Origin of the sequence: Allopontixanthobacter sediminis (assembly GCF_009828115.1) — a bacterium.
GTDB lineage: Bacteria > Pseudomonadota > Alphaproteobacteria > Sphingomonadales > Sphingomonadaceae > Allopontixanthobacter > Allopontixanthobacter sediminis.
This window is the reverse complement of sequence record NZ_WTYL01000003.1, coordinates 469,323-487,480: the sequence shown is the minus strand read 5'-3', so window position 1 is coordinate 487,480 and position 18,158 is coordinate 469,323. Positions and strand designations below refer to the sequence as shown.

The window sequence follows — 18,158 nt, the reverse complement described above, 5'->3', positions numbered from 1 at the left end:
GGATGCGGCTCCGAAAGGGAACGGCGGGTCGGGGAAATTACCTATTGCGTTCCGCCGCGATCCAAGCGTCGACGTTTTCCTCGAGGATGGACAATGGAACCGGACCGCTGCTCAGCACAACATCGTGGAATTCGCGAATGTCGAAGCGCGCACCAAGTTCGCTGCGCGCTTTTTCGCGAAGCTCCATGATCTTCAACTTGCCGATCATATAGGCAGTCGCCTGCCCCGGATAGACAACGTACCGCTCGATTGCCTTGCGGATGTCACCCTCCGGATTCGGCGTATTCTGTTTTAGGTAATCGATCGCCCGCTCTCGGCTCCACCGCTTCGAATGAATGCCGGTATCAACCACCAGCCGCGCGGCACGCCACAATTCCATTCCGAGCCTGCCGAAATCCGAATACGGGTCGGTGTAGAACCCCATATCCTTGCCCAGTTCTTCTGCGTAGAGCCCCCAACCTTCAGTGTAGGCGGTCACCCCGCCGAAGCGGCGGAAGGCAGGCATGTCATCGCCGAGCTCGGTCTGGACCGCGCGCTGGAGGTGGTGCCCCGGCAGCCCCTCGTGATAAAACAGAGCCTCCAGCTCGTTGCGGCTCATATCTTCGAGCCGGAATAGGTTTACGTAGTAAGTTCCGGGCCGCGAGCCGTCCGGTGCCGGGCTCTGGTAGAACGCCTTCCCCGCGCTTTGTTCGCGGAACGCCTCGACCGGTTTTACCACCAGCGGTGCCTTGGGAAGAGTGGAAAAATAGCGCGGTAGAACCGGCTCGATCTTGTCCTGAGCCGCCTGCACCGCCGCGAGATAGTCCTCACGCGACTCAAAATAGAACTTGGGATCGGTCCGCGCGTATTCGAAAAATTCTTGCAGCGTGCCGTCAAAGCCGACCTGTTCCATAATCCCGCGCATCTCGCCGTGGATCCGCGTTACTTCGCGCAGCCCGATATCGTGGATCTGGTCGGCAGTGAGGTCGGTGGTGGTATAGTTGGACAGCAACGCATCGTAGTAGGCCCGGCCTTCGGGAAAGCGCCAGATGCCATCGTCCGTACCAGCAATCGCCTGCTGGCGTTTCATTTCGGCAAGCAGCCGCTCGTAGGCTGGCCGCGCGGCATCGTTCCAGGCTGTCTGAGCCCGCGACTGAAGCGCGGTCTTCTCTGCTTGTGCGATGCCGAGTTTGCCGACCTTACCGGCAAAATCTTCGAGCATCGCGTTGTCATTGCCTGCCTTGAGAAGGTTTTCGATGTCCGAGATGACATACGCGTAAACCCACTTGGGCGGCATGACGCCGCGTCCAGCGCGCTCGCGGGATTCGGCGGTGAGCGTTTCTAGAACAGCGCCCAGCCCTTCGATCCGCTCGACATAGTCTTCCGCCTGGCTGGCGTCGGCCACTGAATGAATGTTGATCAGGAACGCTGGCAGGTCGCTCTGCGCGCCGTTCATCTGGTCGAAGATATAGCCATATTCGCGGAATGGGAAAGTTCGCGCGCTGCGTTTTGCCATCGCGTCGAACAGGCGGTAGCTGAGCGCTTCGTCGGCCGGAAGCGAGGCGGGGGAATAGTTCGCCCGCATTGCCGCAGCGGTTGTTTGCAACAGTTCCTGGTCCGCGATCTCGCCAGCGTCGGAGAAGTCGCCCCAATTGCCATAATCCTCGTCGCGAACCCCGCGATAGGCCTTTGACAATGGTGATAACTCTAACTGACGCTGGTCGTATCTTTCAAACAGCGCGTCGATGCCCTGTGTCTGCGGCTCAATCACGGCTTCCGAACTCATGAGGCCGCCGCGCTGTGCAGCACATGCCGAAAGCGCGAGCGTACTGATTGAAATTACGGTTAACCGAACCAAGCGACCCATCGCAAACTGCTCCTTTTGCTGACTTTAGTCGCAGGACCTTGACGCAGACAGGCACGCTTGGCCAGCCGAAAACGGATGGCTTTCGTGGGGAGCTAACATCATTTAGGATCGGTAGAGGCGATCAGCCGGGTGCTGCGGGTCATCTCTCTTGGCAACTACCGGTTCCGCAAATTTCTCCTCTTCCAGACGCTCGTCCGTCGATGCCGCCATGTGTCGATTGATCAAACCGGCTTGCTTTCATCAGTGACTGGCTATCCCCCCTAATACCGGGCGGATAGCGAGAGGATTGCCTGGCGGCCCGTCGCGGGTACGGCGAAGTGTGGATTGCGCAATTTGGAAATGTAGCGTTCGTCGCCAAGGTTCTTCACGTTTAGCTGCACCGCAAGATTCTCATTGAAATCATAGGCGGCGAATGCGTCGACCCGGACGTAGCCATCTGCAGATATCAGGTTCGCGGCATCCGCCGTGCGGCCAGATTGATGATAGACGCCGCCGCCAAGGCTGAAGCGGTCCGTCACCTCCATATTGGCCGTAAGTGACAGATTGTGCTTCGGAGTGTTCGGCAAGGCGTTGCCATCATTCGCTGTTCCATCCTTCAGCTTGCTATCGAGGTACGTGTATCCGCCGAACAGCGACAGGGGGCCGGCGCGTCCGGTTACTCCGACTTCGAAACCCTCGATGGTTGCCGCATTGATGATCTCGATGACGTCGCCAAGGGTATCCGTGCTGATGATGTTGTTCCGGTCCACCCGGAATGCAGACGCCGACAATTGCATTACCCCGTCAAACAGATCGGCCTTCGCCCCGATTTCATAGTTCTCGGTTTCCTGGGGAGAATAGGTATCGTTGGTTACCGCGATGTTGCCCGAACCCGCGCCGACATCGGTGCCGGGAGGGTTCTTAGCATTCGCATAGGAGGCGTAAATGCTCACCGAAGGGACGGGCTTGTAGATCGCGCCCGCTTGCCAGCTTACAAAACTCGTTTCCAAACTTGCGCTGAACGGCCCACCTCGGCCGCTGCCACTGCCCGATGCGCGGTAGTCTGTGTAGCGTACCCCGAGGTTCACGATAAGCTCGGGAATGAGTGTGATCGAATTGAAGATGTAGGCGCTGATATCTTCCGCTTCCGAAAGGTTCGGGGTGGTCGCCTGCGTTACTGATCCGTTCCACGCGTCCGCCGGGTTGGGGGTGAGCAGATCGGTGCAATCAAAGGCAGCAACAGCCCCGGGCGGGCATGTGCGATCGCCAGTGTCGACGATGTAAGTGAGGTTGTAGGTGTCGGCACGGCTGTACTCGGCGCCGATCGACACATTGTGCAGAATCGTCCCGGTCGCGAACTCGCCGGAAACATTGGCGTTGCCAGTCATCGCTTCGGTGTTCGAATTGCGGCTCTTTATTGCCCGCCACACCAGCCCGTCGACAACGTTGCCGGCACTGTCGTCCGGATTGGTCACGATGTAATCCATGTCGGAATCGGAGTACCGCAGCAGCGCTGATGCATTCCAGCCATTACCTAGGTCGTGGTCGAATTTGAAGGTTGTGGTGTCGACGCGCGTCTTCTGGAAATCCCGAGCCAAAAGCCCGTAGAAATGGTCGCGGTCGACGTCCGCTGCGATACGGCGATCGCCATCAAGTTGGCCCCTTGAGGTTAGCGGTACGCCGTAATCTGGCATCTGATCGCCCTCGAAGTGATAGTGCGTCAGGCTGGCAACCGTGTTCGAACCAACACCGAGCGCGATGGAAGGCGAAAGTCCCCACCGGTCATCGAAAACGGCGTCTCGCCCTGGTGTCATGGAATCGTGAAGCAGTCCGACGATACGCACGGCAACGCGGTCGCCTAACTGACGGTTCACATCTGCAGTGACCCGGTAAAGGTCCGATGTTCCGATAGCCGCGGTGGCGGAAGCGGAGTTGCCTTCGCGGGCGGTCTTGCTGACGAGATTGATGCCGCCGGCTGCCGCTCCGCGACCGCCGAGAGCACCGCTGGGCCCCTTGAACACTTCGATCCGTTCTACGGCGAAGACTTCACGCGTCTGCGTTCCGATATCCCTCGCACCATCGACGAACACGTCGCCCGTCGCGTCGACTCCGCGGATCAGGGGGATGTCGCCGGCTGCTGTGCCCCCTTCACCTGCGCCCAAGGTGATACCGGGAACAGTGCGTAACGCTTCTTCGAATGAATAGGACGCCGTCCGCTCCAACGTTTCTTCCGTTACCACGTTGATTGTCCGGGGGGTGTTAAGGATCGGGCCGGTCGCCTGATCGAGGCTCAGTTCGTCGGGCCGATCGCCGGTCACGACAATTGAACCATCAGGGTCGACTCCGGTCTCCGCTGCCGCCGGGGCGGTGGCAATGAAGCCGACACACCCCAGAGCGAGGAATGGCACGGACGTGCGGGAAAATCTGGAAATTGTCATGGCTTGTCGGCCCCTCATTTTTGGTCTCGGGATGGCCTATGAGAGACAAGACTTAGAGAGTCAATGCAAATGCGAACTATTATCATTAACGGGAACTTCTACCGCAATTCTGCGGTTTGCAGTTAGGCGTCACCCCAACGGCGCATGAGATTGTGGTAAAGGTTGGTCAACTCCAGGACCGCCCTGTCGGCTGGCCCCCGCTCCGAACTCAGCAACCTGACGGTTCGGTCCAGACGGTACAGTTGTTCACGTTCACCGTCATCGCGGACCATACTTTGCAACCAGAAGAACGACGCGGTTCTGGCGCCCGAAGTCACGGGGGTAACGCGGTGCACGCTGGAGGCGGGATAGAGGATCAAGTCGCCGGTCGGGAGTTTGACCCGGTGTTCGCCGAACAGGTCCTCGATTATCAGCTCGCCGCCTTCGTAACTGTCCGGATCAGCAAGGAAGAGAGTAGCCGACAGATCGCTGCGGATCCGGAAGTCGGTCCCGTCCAGGCGGCGAATCGAATTGTCGACATGGGCGCCGAACGCCTCCCCTCCTTCATACCGGTTAAACAGGGGCGGGAAGACCTTGAGCGGCAAGGCAGCCGCAATGAATTCCGGCGCGCGTCCGAGCGCATCCAACACGATTGCGCCCGCCGTCTTTTCGACATCACTGCCCTGACGCAACTGACGGTTCTGTTTCGCCAGACGGGATTGATGGCCTGATGTCTCGTTGCCGTCGACCCATTCGCCGGCATCGATCAGCCCGCGAAGCTCTTGCACTTTCGCTTCGTCGAGCACCCGCTCCACACGAACCATCATACATACTGCCCTTCCGCCGACAATTGCCCACTGACGTAATTGCGAATGAATGTCAATTGCATCAAGGTGAGGAAAGTCGGCGCGAGCATGGCGTCCCTTGCCCAGCTGTCTGCTGTTTTGCTTTCCAGAACAGTGTTGCCCCAACCGCTCGCGGTAAAGTTGACAACACTATTCGGCGCGCAGTTGGCCTGGGTGCTGGGCGGGGTTGGGACCGCTGTTGATGAACCGCGCGCTGCTTCAGGCAGGCGGGCCGGACATCAGGTCGGGCCAGCCGTATTTTTCCCACACCGCGACCAGTCCGATGCGCTTGGCGAAGTCCATGAATTCAGGGTGCAGCCGCGTCTGGCGAATGGGCTCTACATCAGCCCACAGCGACATCAGCCCGATCATATTGGGCGGCGTGATCTGCACGCCCAGCGTCTTGAACACCATTTCCGAATATCCCATCCAGATCGCAGGAAGCACGATGGTCGGATCATAAGGATCGAGGAATGTCGCGTGCAGGAAATCAAGCGTTCGGCAATATCTCTCGCGGTCTTCTTTCTGCCCGCTATGAATGCCTCTGGCTGCCATCAACCAATAGGCATCCATGGCCTCGGGCGACATTGGCGTGGTCCCTGCCGGCGCGAAAATGACGGTGTTCATCAACAGGCGCGTTCGCTGATATTGCGCGACCGCCAGAGCGTGATCGCCCTTTGTCCGCGTTGCCAATGCCAAATGTAGCGATGGCTGGCCAAGGTCGCACATCCGCTCTCCCGCAGCGATAGCTTCATCGAGATTACCGAGGTTGATATGGGCCTGGCACAGAACGAGGTAAATGCGGCCATCCACCGGGTCCTGATCAACCGCCGCCTCGATGTAGGGCAGACCCTGCGCGGTTCGTCCGCAATACATCAGGAAGGAACCAAGGCGCATCAGCACCGCCGGGTTCTCCGGCTCCAGTTCATAGGCCTTGAATGCCAGATCGAGCGCGCCCAGCGCATCGTTCCGGGTCCATCGATACAGTCCCAGCATGGCATAGGCATATCCCAGACCGGGGTCGAGCTCGATGGCTTTCGTTGCGCAATCGGCAAGGCGCTTCGCTTCCCCGGGCTTGTCGACGCAGGGAGTTCCGATCGCCTTGTACACATGGGCTTCTGCCAATGCGGCCCAGCATTCGGCAAATTCGGGTTCCAGTTCCAACGCTTGTTGCAGCAGCCTGATGGCAGCATCCAGCAGGCCGTCGCCTAACCAGCGGCTGGTGAGCGCACGGCCCTGCAGATACAACCCGTATGCCGCCTTGTTGCTGGTCATCTGCCGGATCTGCGGTTCGGCAATGTCCAGATCGAGCGCTTTGCCAAGCTCCGTGGTGACCGTTTGCGCCACATGCTTGCGCGAGGCGAACAGATCGTCCTCGGTGCCTTCGTAGGAGTAGCTCCAGGTTTCAAACCCGGTCTGCCCGTCGATCAGGCGCACGTTGATGCTGATGTCCGCATCGAGGCGCTGCACTGATCCCTCGATCAGGAAAGACACGCGCAGCTGGCTGGCTATTTCCGGCAGGGTCAGGTCGCTGTCCCTGAACTTGAACGACGATGTGCGCCCGGCAACCAGCAATTGCGGTACCTGCCCCATCGTGGTGATCAGTTCATCAACGATGCCATCGGCGAGGTACCTTTCTTCATTCTGGCTGTCCTGCGAGGCAAAGGGCAGCACCGCGATCCGCACCTTTCCGCCGTGCAGATCGCTCATGATAACCCGCGACGACGTGGGATGCCGCACCATCCATGCATCCAGCAATCGGCCATGGTCCGCGAGATTGCCCGATGCCTTCAATCGCGCCAGAGCCGCGCTGACCTTCGTTTGCAATTGTTGTTCGGTCGCTTGCCGCCGCTCGCTCAGCCAATTGTCAAAATCATTCCCGAACCGCATCTGGTCGAGGATGGGCTTGCCGCCGATGTCCGCAATCAGAGCGATGGCCGCGGCCCAGTCGCCATCGTCCAAAGCGCTTTCCAGATCGGCAATATCGGACCGCACCAAACCGGCATTAAGGGCGATGCGGCTGCGCGACACGTCGAGCAGATCATATCCCAGCCCATCCAGGGTTTTGCCAAACCCAAGCAGGCATTGCCGCAAACTGGCGCGCGCCTGCGCCTCGAACCGACCGGTCCAAAGGAGTTTGCAGATATGTTCACGATCCAGTGGCTGAGTGGGTTGCAGCACCAGCATGGCAAGCAATGCACGCGCACGGCGATTTGCAATTTCGATTTCTTGCCCGCTATCGGCCCTTAGCTGAAAGCCGCCAAAAAGGTGCGCCTTCAAAGGCATTTGCTGCTCTTTTCCCCCTTCGGCTTTGCATGCAAATCATCGCGTAGGACTGATCGGCATTCGCCGCCTTCACCATCTATATGACGGTTAACCGGAATTTCAAACAGGTGGGTTCGACCAGCTTCAGGGGCGGAGGCCCGCCTCCGAATGCGGGGCGTGCTTTGCAGGCACGCGGTCGCTTCAATTCGGCATCCGCTTAACGGGTTGAGTACACAAGGGGCGGCTACACTGACCTCTGCGCCAGCCTATGGACAGATTGCGGCGCCAGAAGCGACCGCGCGCCGAGCAAAAGCGAAACACCACCGGCCAAATCCGACGGCGTGAGCATCGTCCGGATTGACCCGCAAGCCCCCCTATCGGACGCCAATCTGCCGAAGCCGCCATCCGTTCATCGAAGTAGAGTCCAGTTCATGAATGACCGCTTCGTCGGACAGTCCAGACCCCAAAGCCGCCCTTCGTCCAGCGACCCTGATCTGCCGTCCTACCATGTCAAAAACCATCCGCGATGGCGACAATTTCACCGGTGGTGCGGCAGGTGCAGTTCTTTGAGCATGATCGTCGGCGGCTACCGAACGGTCAAAATTGGATGCAGCCTAAACGTTCCGTAAATGCATCGCATGGTAGCGAAGTGACCCGTGCAATAACCCTCGCAAGGCTGATGCTGCGTCAAACTGAACCGATCGATGTCTACAAGGCCTTAGTCTCGGCTTTGACCGATAACGTGCTGCCCACGGCGTCGATCTGGGCAGTCTTTTCCGTCATTGGTTTTTACGTCTACAACGAGACCGGCACCGCAATTGCCCTCGGCATCACGATCCTCGGCGGCCTTGCTTCAGCATTCAAGCTTCTTTTGATCTTCTATCATCGCCGCGGCATAGACCTTCAATCGCTCTCGCTTACAAACATCAGACGTTTCGAAGTCGGTCACGCAGTAACCACATGGTGCATGGCGGCCCCTATCGGTGCCCTCAGCGCGCTCTTGTTCTCTCTTCCCGCCCTCCACCTGCATGCAGTTGGGACCGCCCTGCTGTTTGGATACTGCGCGGGCGTTGCGACCCGCATATCGGTCCGCCCATTGATCGCGATGGGCGCGGTGACTCTCGCCGCGTTTCCTGCAATTACCTCTGCGTTGATGTTTATCGAGGACGCCCGGCCTTTTATCGGCGCTGTCTTCGCGCTGTTTTTCCTCAGCGCTCTGGAGACGATCTGGCATATCCACGGCAACGCCAGCGGCCTCATCACGATGCGTCTGCAAATGGCAAATCTGGCACGGCTCGATCCCCTGACGTCGCTCCGTAACCGTCTGGGATTGCGCGAAGCTTTTGATGCATTGCCGCGTCACAGGGACGACTTGGTAGCGGTCCACGCGTTCGATCTGGATGGCTTCAAAGCGGTCAACGACAAATTCGGCCACGCGACAGGTGATCGGCTCCTAAAGGCTCTCTCTGAAAGGCTGTATCGGCTTGCCGACCAAAACGATGCTGTTGCCCGCATCGGTGGTGACGAGTTCGTGGTCTTGCAGTCAAGGCTGGACAGTCGGTCCGACCCCGGGGTTCTGGCGAGGAACATTCATCATCAATTGACCAAGCCCTATGACGTAGGGACAGGCCAGCCGATCAGAGTGGGACTCAGCCTTGGTTTCAGTATTGCTCCCGTCAGCACTGCGTCACTGGACGCGCTCCTCAACGAGGCCGATGCGACAAGCTACGAGGTCAAGCGAAACGGCGGCGGTTTCCGATCCCACCCCTATCGTGCAAGCGCTTGCAGCGGCACTTTCAAAGCAAATGCACCGGCTGGCTTGGCGCGCCTGAACAGCTAGAGCAAGGGATACCCATACCCGAGGAACCAGCCAGCCGGTTTCCATAATTCATCTCGTCACCAGAGTTAATCCGACTGGCTTTAGTGGTTTATGCCCGTTTCCCACGGCTGTTCCGCCATCCAGACTCAGTCTTTGCAGTCCTGAAAGCGGTCTTTGGTGGGTACTCAACCAAACCTGAATGGAAGGCAGCTTTCAGGGAGGCGAATTAGCTTGGGAACGGCAGCTATGTCAGCGGAAGCCGTCGCGCTGTTTTTGGCCGCCCGTATCGGCAGCTTATCGCCATTTTCCTCTAAAACTTGCCGTTCCGGATACGACCCAGAAGCGGACTAAGGGTATCTGGGTGAAATGCTTGGAAACCCAAAGGCGGCACGCGCGTCTAGCCTTTCAATGACCCAGTATCGCTACATCGCACGGGGCCGCCGTGGGAAATGGTATCCGACACTTATCGAAGCTCAGTTCCACGCGAATAAAATCGGCGCCGGGTTTCTAGATCCCGCGGGGCAATTTGTTCCCTACCGTGGTGCCGTCTTGGAATTCCGCGATTAGGTCTTCTCGTGCACTAATTGTCTCAAATTCCCCCGGCAGCGGACAGGCAAGCCTGCACAGCGGCTCGACAAAAATCCGTCAAGCCGCTCACGGACTAGCCACAGAGGTCGCAGCTAAGGGCCAATGTGCTTTCTGATCGGGTTAGACTGGTCTGAAGAGTGGGATTGTTCGACGGCTCTGGGTCTAAAGCTTGTCCTTCATGAGGGCTTTCAGATCGTGGTCTGCAAACGGCTTGGTCAAAATCGCGATGCCTTGTGACTGCAGTTCTGCGGGCATCCCCCCGCCGGTGGCCAGAATCACTGTCACGCTTGGATGCTTAGCCCTGACGTCCAAGAGGAACTGAATTGCAGTTCCGTCAGGGAGGCCCAAGTCGGATACAATCGCATCGAACGCATTTGTTTCGAGCAGCTCACGCGCCTCTTTAAGCGTGCTCGCTTCGAAGACTTTGCAACCCATGCGATCGAGAGTGTCGGCGATGTTCATCCGTATCAAGGGTTCATCTTCAATCAAAAGGACGCCGCGCTGCCTGCCCTTCGGTAGTGGACTGCTCGGGACATCAGCATTCGATTCCAACCCATCGTTATGGGCGACATTTTTCGTTGCGCCTTTCAACACCTTTCTGATTTTTCGGCTGAGCTTCTCGGCAGAGTATGGCTTGCTCAGCAGTTCGATATCCTCGTCCAGCTTGCCGGCATGAACGATGGCGTTTTGCGTATACCCGGATGTGAATAAAACCCCGATATTGGGGATGCGCTCTTTCGCGATGCGGGCCAATTCGGGCGACCGAAGTTTGCCCGGCATCACGACATCGGTAAAGAGAAGATCGATACTAATGCCGCATTCTAGGATCGCAAGAGCGCTGTCGGCATTGGCAGCTTCAATGACCTTGTAACCTAAATTCGTGAGAAGCTCGACCACGGTCGATCGAACGTCTGCGTCGTCCTCCACGACGAGGATAACTTCGCTATTGCCCTGTTCGGCAACGCCGCCTCCTTCGGGACGGTTGGCTATCTCCGCTTTGCGCGTGCGCGGCAAGTATATCCTGACGGTAGTTCCCTCGCCCTCCTCGCTGTAGATGGTGATATGGCCGCCTGACTGCTTCACGAAGCCAAACACCATGGACAGGCCGAGACCGGTTCCTTCTCCGGGTGCTTTCGTAGTGAAGAAGGGCTCGAATACCTTCGCCAAATTTTCCTCTGCGATACCGCATCCTGTATCGGTTACGGCCAGCACGACATACTGGCCCGGAGATGCCTCTGGGTGGAGGGCAACATAGTCATCATCCAGCGATCCGTTTCCGGCTTCGACGGTCAGCTTGCCTTCGCCTTTCATCGCATCGCGGGCGTTGATGGCGAGATTGAGAAGGGCGTTTTCGAGTTGTCTCGGATCGACCAGACAGTTCCATAGGCCGGCGGCGATAACCGATTCAATTTCGACCCTCTCCCCCAGGGTGCGGCGGAACATGTCGTCGATATCGCGCAGGACCCGGCCTACGTTTATTGGCTTAGGCTTCAACGGCTGCTGTCGTCCGAATGCGAGCAGCTGAGCCGCGAGCTTCGCGCCGCGTTCCACCCCAGAGATTGCATTGTTTAGGCGGACCGAATTTCGCCCTTCGATCAGCGGTTCTTGCTTGAGCAGCTGCAGATTGCCTCCGATGACTTGAAGCAAGTTGTTGAAATCGTGAGCCACCCCGCCGGTGAGCTGCCCGATGGCCTCCATCTTCTGGGCCTGCACGAGCTGAGCTTCCAATGCCTGGCGTTCGGCGATGGTTTCATCGACGCGCTGCCGCAGCTCAGTGTTGAAGGAATTGAGCGCTTCCCTAGCTCTCAGTTCTTCGTCGATATTGTGAGCTTCGATAACGGTTCCGATGGTGACACCATCGGCGTTTTTCATTGGGGAAGCCGTGAAGCTCACATTGTAGAATGTGCCGTCCTTATGGATGAAAACCTCTTCGCCCTGCGATTGATTATTTTCAGGAAATGCTCGGTCAATGGCGCACTCTTCGATTGGAAACGGTCTCCCATCGGGGTGCGTATGATGAATTACGTCGTGAAGCGGCCGCCCTTGCACCTCTTTGAAGGCGAAGCCGGTGAGCTCTTCGGCTGCCCTGTTCATGAACGAACAGTGTTGGCGATCGTCCAACATGAACACCGCCATGGTGGTATTATTCAGAATGGCATCCAATTGCCGCGAGACATCTTCGAGCTCGCGACCCATCCACTTTTCCTCGGTGATGTCCTGGATGGCGGCATAAAATACTGGCAGATCGCCGGTCGAGATAAGTTGTAGTCGGACGCTCACCTCATAGGTAGACCCACCCTTCCTCTCATGCAGCGTTTCGAAATGAAGCTGCTTCAGCTCGCCCGTGATAAGAGGTTCCACAAACGCTTTGAACTGCTCTTCGCTGTATTCGGGTTTGATATCCCAAGGGTGAAGCTCAGCCAGCTCTTCACTCGAGTATCTGAGGTTCTGTCGGGCTCCCCGATTGACCAGAAGGAAACGGAAATCGTCCCTCCCGAAAATGAAAACCTCGGCCGCAGCTTTTTCGACGATCTCGCCAAGACGTTCGGTAGTCATCTGCATCGAATGTGACATAAAATGCGATCCCCTCATCCCGCGCAGGTTTGGTCATAATCAACGCTTGAGCCGAACGCTAGCAACAGGAATTGGTTTCGCAAGACCGCCGAAAATCATAAAAGCCGCCTCAAAGCTTTCCGCGCCAGTTTTTGCCGTTCAGCAGCGTTCTGCATATCGTAAAAACGGACTGGCAGTTAACGACAACTTAGCTGACGCTCATGCCATCTTCGGACCGGTGGCTTCGCCCGCAGTGGCCACAGGTAGATCTGGGCCAAGGCGTTGACCAAGCAAACATCCCCTTGGTGCTTCGGAAAGGCGAAAGGCCGCAGTCTGGACAACGAAATGCATACAGTGCCAACACGCCTTGGCTGAGCCAAAACGCTAAGCCAACGAACATCCCCGCCGCGCCGAGATTTTGATGCAGCAGTGGCATCCAAACAGGGAAGCTGAAGAATACGAGCAAAATCCAAGCAAAAAAGAGCCAGCATTTTCGATATAACGACATGGCCAAAGTCTGCCATTTTTAAGCTCGGCTGACAACGACTGGGAACCACCCCAGTTTTTGCCGTTGCTGCCGCCTGGATTCAATCCTAAAAGCAGACCGTCAGAAAGCGACCCACTAGCGGCCTTTCACTCGGCGTGCGATGTCGGCCTTATGCTTTTCAAGGATAGACACTCCTATCGTCCAGCGATCATTGGACTTGTTTTTGTCATCGCGGCGTGCGCCGATAGTCCAGAGCCGTTGCAAAGAGTGGTATCTCAAGACGGGGACATCATTCTCTTTGTGACAAAAACCGACCTCGGAAGCTGCTGCAGCAATCGACTAGCGATATCTGCTCAGGTGTTCGGAAAAGATGTTGAAAATCTTGCCGAAATCAAAGGCGGTTCGCAGATTGGCTACAAATGGAGTGACCCGGACACTCTCGAAATTATTGTCTGCAATGCGAACGAAGCATCGTTTCGCTCAGGGTTCACGAACGATGATTACACTCGACGATTTATCGTCGCCGTTCAAAATGAACGCCCGTCAGAGGATGGCAATCGCGTGATTTGCAACAGCTTACTTTTTCAAAGCTTCACATCTTTTTGAACCAAGGTCTGCTCACCACGACGCTTCCGCCATTAAGCACCGACTTTCGCAGTCATAAAAGCTGCCGATCTGGGGGCTCAAGGAAACCTGAACCTATGGCCGGTTTCAGGGAAAAAGAGTGAGCCTGGGTATGACTGCTTTGTGGGCGGATGCGGTCACACTACCTTTAGTCGGACCGGTAGGGTGCTTATCGCGGGATATGAAAAAGATCTGACGTTCCGGACACGTCCCAATAGCCGCCGTACTAGGGATGACAATAAGTACTATCGCCCGGGCGTATAGACATGGAGGATTTAGGACCGCCGGAACGTAGATTCTATGGCGATGAGTGCGCTAGCCAGCTCAGTTGATGTAAACGGCTTCTCAATCACAATGGCCCCAGGCGCTCGCTCGGTAACCTCCCAGCAAGTCGCCGTAATAAATACGACGGGGATCAACTCGTCGCGGCATATCTCTTGGACGGCTGATATTCCGCAGCCTTCGAGCAGCCTGACATCGGAGGTTATCAAATTCGGGCAATGATCCTTTGCAGCAGCCACCGCTTCCGCCTCGGTAGCCGCGTATTCAAAGGTCGTGTAACCATGATCCCGCAGATAATCCTCGATCAGGAGTGCCACCAGGGCTTCGTCTTCGATGATCAGAACGTGCATTTCGCTCTCCGCTGGCGGGAGCTCGCTGTCTCTCAGTCGCCGAGGCCGATTTGTACCGACGATGTAAGCTTAACTTTTGTTAAGGTGGTTGGTTCCGATTATCGCCAACGTTTTGAGGGATTAGCTCAGCCAGGCGGCGAACCGCGGGTACCTTTTGCGCCCCGTCCGCACCGCAATTTCTGGTATGGACCATGCGCTACTGACTCCAACACACCGTTTAATTACCGCCGGGGTCCCTCTGGGTGAAGGTAGGATGGATCGAAACCCGCTTGCGCTACGAGCGACGCGTAGTCTTCAATCACAACCTCGCGACCTTGCGTGCGTATGGTTCCGCTCTGGCGCAGTTGCTGAATGCTGCGGTTGGTGTGCACCGCACTTAATCCTACCGCATCTGCGAGATCGAGTTGGGTGATTGGCAAAACGAACCTCCGGCCGTCGCTCTGCCCTATTCTCTCGAGGCGAGCGTTAATCTCCAGAAGCAGGTGGGCCACGCGCGCCGCCGCTGTGCGTTGTCCTAAATTTAGTGTCCATTCACGGAACACCGACGCGTCGACCAGAGTGTCGAACCAGAACGCGCGACCCCATTCGGAATATTGCGCTGCCAGATCGAGAATATCCTCACAGTTGATCGTCACGATGGTCGTTGGCGTATGGGTCCGCATGCCGCTGTCGGCGACAGTCAGCAGGGTAGCGTGGAGATCAACCATCTCTCCCGGAAAATGGAAGGAGCTGATCTGGCGTCTGCCGTTTCTCAAAGTCTTGTAGCGGCTGACGACCCCTTCGACGATCAGGCAGGACCGCGTCGGACGTTCGCCTTCTTTTATGAAGTCTTGATAGGTTCCATAAATGTGTTGTTCGAGCGGCAACGCTAAAAATGCCTCGCGAGCAGCTGCCGAAAGCGAGCGTGTCTGCTCAATTCTTGTGAGATAAGGAAAAAGTACTGAATTATCGACCGACATAATGCCTCCCCTGCGGGGAGCGCTATCGAGTCTCTCAGCCACCAGTTCGCTGATGCTGCCTGATGATTTGCCAACCATAAACTGACGCAGATTACAATTCAACTTTTATCAATAACTTAAATTAAATCGTTACCCCATTTGGCCTATTCGAGGATCGTTACTGCGTCATCAAAATACACCTTGGTCACTTCGTCAGAATCTTCGCAGCGAATGGAAACGAAGGAGCTTCGGGAAACCGCCTTGCCTTCGTTTATTTCCCCCGAAATTACACTACGCAAGCCTTCGATGGCAGCTTGGGTTGCTGCGAGAAGACTTTCCTCCAGCTGGCCTTCTAGGTCGCGCACGAAACCAGACCCATTGCTCAGATCGAAATAATATCGTGTCATTGTTCGGCAAAACTTTTGGCACCACTTTGTTCCAGATCCGAGCGGTCAAAGTCGCATGTCGCTCATAAGTAGGCAGCTCTCTTCTTATGCAATTCGCGATGTATGCGGACCACGACAGTCCTGACTGTCTGCTCTTAGGGTCGTGACAGCGTTTAGCTGCCCTTCGTTCATCGGAAGAAATAGCGGCCGGATGAGATCAATCAGTGCTAAGGATTTCGCATCCAGTCATCCACCTCATGACCTGACTATCGCCGAAGGAAACAAATCTTGCGCCATATCGCGATAGTGGGCTCCGGACCGACGGGTATTTATCTTCTGAAACATCTTGCTTCTAGTGACGACAAGCTCGGAATTACATTCTTCGAAGCTTCCGAAACGCCGGGCGTGGGAATGCCATACGACCCAGCTCTCAATGCTGACTATATGCTCTGTAACGCTTTCAGCCGCGAGATACCGAAGCTCGATCAGTCTCTGATCAGTTGGCTAAAGGACCGTCCGTCTCGCGAGCTGAGCCACTGGGAGATCTCTGCCCATGATCTCACAGCCAGAGCGTTCTACCCGCGCGTATTGATCGGCGAATATCTAAAGTCGCAGTTTGGCGATCTATGTGAGAAGGCCAGAACAGCGGGGCACAGGGTCAAAGTTCATAGTTCCGCCCGCGTTGCCGATATCATTGTCGGCGATCAGTCTAAACCTACCGTGCACTGGAGAGCCGGAAGCTCGGCTAAAAAGGCACAGTTCGATACGGTTATAATTGCGACAGGCCATTCCTGGCCAAGCTCCCCTGAGATCGACGGTGTGAAATTGGTCCGGCCTTGGCCCTACACCAACGTCACTGACCTGGATGTGGACCAGATCGGCGTACTGGGATCATCGCTATCTGCAATCGACATTGTTCTGGCGATCGGACACACACGAGGACGTTTCGAAGAGGTCGGGGACCACATTAGCTGGCTTCCCAATGATCTGAATGACGCTCTCCGCATCACAATGGTGTCTCACATGGGCATAATGCCCGAAGGAGATTTCTATTACCCCTTCCCTTACGAGCCGCTGAAATGCTTAACTGCTGAAGCGATCAGCGACGAAATTGCGACAGGGTCGGAAGGCCTGTTAGAACGAACCTTCGAGCTCTTGTGCCAAGAACTTGACGAGTCTGCACCTGAGTATCTTGACCAGTTGCCGCAAGCCGCACGAACTTTGGAGGGGTTTGCTCCCGCATACTTTTCACGTCGCCGCGAGCTTGGCGGGTTTCGTGCTGTCAAACGCGATTTGGTTGAAGCCCGGGAGACCTTGCAGCGCAAAGAGACAATCCCGCATCGTTATACTCTTCTTCGGGGCCACGAAGCATTCGACATGGTGCTTCGTGATCTGACGGAGGCAGATTATGCACGGTTCCTTGAACACTTGATGCCGGTTTTCGCTGACTGCTATGCGGCTGTGCCGCACCTGTCACTTGCGCGAATAGCCGCCCTCTATGATGCGGGCGTTCTCGATCTTGTTGCCACTGAGGAGGGCGCTAAATTCTCGCAATCGGATAACGGGGGGATTGAGATGGATACCGAACACGGCATTTCGCATTTCGAAGTTATGATCGATGCCCGCGGTCAATCATCGGCAAGTCTAGCGGACTTGCCATTTTCGGGTCTGGTTAAATCTATGAGCGATCCACAAGCACCTGTGTTGAAGCCATTCGATCTGGATCTCGCCCACGATAACGGTTCTCAGGTTTTCTGCTTGGCTCTTCCACAAATTCTGGAGCGTTATCCATTCTCGCAAGGCTTGGCAGAAAGCTCGACCCACGCCAAATCTGTCTGCAACGAAATTTTCAGGGCCGCCAAGGTTTAGATGGCGCTTCCTCAGTTTGTAACCAGCGACGATCTGATCATAGTTTAACATGTCAGCCGTAAATGGCTGCATTGGATCTCGGCACTCGACAAGGTCTTCCGCGTCGCATGCGTGACAACAGGCTGATAAGCGCTTGCGGCCTCCCTCCATTGCTTTAACCGGGCGCGAATTCGTGAGGAACTGCTCATGCTTTTCCTCGATATGGAGCATACGCGGCGTGTTTGGACTTTCCGAGTTTCCAGAAGCGATTGTTCGAGGGGTACTCCTCGGCGTCATCGCTCTTGTCTGGATCATCGTTCTTGTGCGGCTGGTCGGTTTGCGCTCCTTCTCGAAGATGACATCCTTTGACTTCGTCGTCACCCTGGCTACCGGCTCATTGCTGGCGGCCGCCGCGACGACAACCGACTGGAGCGCGCTGGTCCAGGCCTTGTCTGCAATCGGCGGGTTGCTGGTCGCCCAATTGGTACTTGCCCGATTGCGCCGCCGATCGCGCCGGTTCCAGCTTCTAATAGAAAACGATCCCATCATGCTGATGTATGATGGAAAGATCTTGCAGGAAGCCTTGCGCAGGACGCGCGTTGCAGAAAGCGATATTCTCTACAAGCTAAGAAGCGCTGACATAAAGGACTTCACCGACGTCCGCTGCATGGTGTTGGAGAGCACTGGCGACATCTCCATTCTCTCTGGTGAAACCAGGGTCTCGGAAGAAGTCATGCGTGAGGTCGATTGCCGGGATGGTCCAGCAGAAGAGCAAGTGAAGCGACAGGTTTGAGGCGCTCAGTGGACCTCCATGAGGCAGCGGCGCCTGTCGTTCGATTTGCTTCCCTGTCACAGCCCTTCGTATTGCTTACGACATACGCAATAGCGTTCCGCTACTCGCTCTACGCAAAGAACACAGAGGCAGATGGCT

12 protein-coding genes are annotated in these 18,158 nt (G+C 56.5%); 4 read left to right on the top strand and 8 right to left on the bottom strand.

Annotated elements, in window-relative coordinates:
• Positions 1-37: 37 nt before the first annotated feature.
• The 4 genes from GRI65_RS13105 to GRI65_RS13090 form a co-directional block, all read right to left on the bottom strand.
• Positions 38-1,765 carry a DUF885 domain-containing protein gene (locus GRI65_RS13105; protein ID WP_232844136.1) on the bottom strand — a complete coding sequence of 576 codons (1,728 nt, stop codon included), beginning with the start codon at positions 1,763-1,765 and terminating at the stop codon, positions 38-40.
• Between the two features lie 341 nt (positions 1,766-2,106).
• On the bottom strand, positions 2,107-4,263 hold the full coding sequence (locus GRI65_RS13100; protein WP_160756999.1) for a TonB-dependent receptor: 2,157 nt from the start codon (positions 4,261-4,263) through the stop codon (positions 2,107-2,109).
• Between the two features lie 122 nt (positions 4,264-4,385).
• The gene (locus tag GRI65_RS13095) at positions 4,386-5,069 is read right to left on the bottom strand and encodes a Fe2+-dependent dioxygenase (RefSeq protein ID WP_160756998.1); all 684 of its coding nucleotides are present in this window, start codon (positions 5,067-5,069) and stop codon (positions 4,386-4,388) included.
• Positions 5,070-5,306: 237 nt separating this feature from the next.
• The gene (locus tag GRI65_RS13090) at positions 5,307-7,268 is read right to left on the bottom strand and encodes a tetratricopeptide repeat protein (RefSeq protein WP_160756997.1); all 1,962 of its coding nucleotides are present in this window, start codon (positions 7,266-7,268) and stop codon (positions 5,307-5,309) included.
• Between the two features lie 610 nt (positions 7,269-7,878).
• On the opposite strand from GRI65_RS13090, the gene GRI65_RS13085 reads away from it, so the two are divergent.
• Positions 7,879-9,192: a diguanylate cyclase domain-containing protein gene (locus GRI65_RS13085; protein WP_160756996.1), complete on the top strand. Its 1,314-nt coding sequence runs from the start codon at positions 7,879-7,881 to the stop codon at positions 9,190-9,192.
• A 729-nt stretch (positions 9,193-9,921) separates the two neighbouring features.
• Here GRI65_RS13085 and GRI65_RS13080 read toward each other — a convergent pair.
• Positions 9,922-12,333: a hybrid sensor histidine kinase/response regulator gene (locus tag GRI65_RS13080; RefSeq protein ID WP_232844135.1), complete on the bottom strand. Its 2,412-nt coding sequence runs from the start codon at positions 12,331-12,333 to the stop codon at positions 9,922-9,924.
• Positions 12,334-12,970: 637 nt separating this feature from the next.
• On the opposite strand from GRI65_RS13080, the gene GRI65_RS13075 reads away from it, so the two are divergent.
• Positions 12,971-13,405, top strand: coding sequence for a hypothetical protein (locus GRI65_RS13075; RefSeq protein WP_160756995.1), 435 nt, complete (start codon positions 12,971-12,973; stop codon positions 13,403-13,405).
• 293 nt (positions 13,406-13,698) lie between these two features.
• Here GRI65_RS13075 and GRI65_RS13070 read toward each other — a convergent pair whose 3' ends face one another.
• The 3 genes from GRI65_RS13070 to GRI65_RS13060 form a co-directional block, all read right to left on the bottom strand.
• Entirely contained in the window at positions 13,699-14,055 is a 357-nt protein-coding gene (locus tag GRI65_RS13070; RefSeq protein ID WP_160756994.1) for a response regulator, read from the bottom strand.
• A gap of 221 nt (positions 14,056-14,276) precedes the next feature.
• On the bottom strand, positions 14,277-15,092 hold the full coding sequence (locus tag GRI65_RS13065) for a Crp/Fnr family transcriptional regulator (protein WP_160756993.1): 816 nt from the start codon (positions 15,090-15,092) through the stop codon (positions 14,277-14,279).
• Between the two features lie 65 nt (positions 15,093-15,157).
• Positions 15,158-15,400 (bottom strand): DUF6894 family protein, encoded by a 243-nt coding sequence (locus tag GRI65_RS13060; RefSeq protein ID WP_160756992.1) that lies wholly within the window; start codon positions 15,398-15,400, stop codon positions 15,158-15,160.
• Positions 15,401-15,667: 267 nt separating this feature from the next.
• Here GRI65_RS13060 and GRI65_RS13055 point away from each other — a divergent pair, with 267 nt between their 5' ends.
• Positions 15,668-17,248 carry an FAD/NAD(P)-binding protein gene (locus tag GRI65_RS13055; RefSeq protein WP_160756991.1) on the top strand — a complete coding sequence of 527 codons (1,581 nt, stop codon included), beginning with the start codon at positions 15,668-15,670 and terminating at the stop codon, positions 17,246-17,248.
• Between the two features lie 217 nt (positions 17,249-17,465).
• A complete protein-coding gene (locus tag GRI65_RS15410; RefSeq protein ID WP_160756990.1) occupies positions 17,466-18,020 on the top strand; it encodes a DUF421 domain-containing protein in 555 nt (184 codons plus the stop codon).
• Positions 18,021-18,158: the final 138 nt, after the last annotated feature.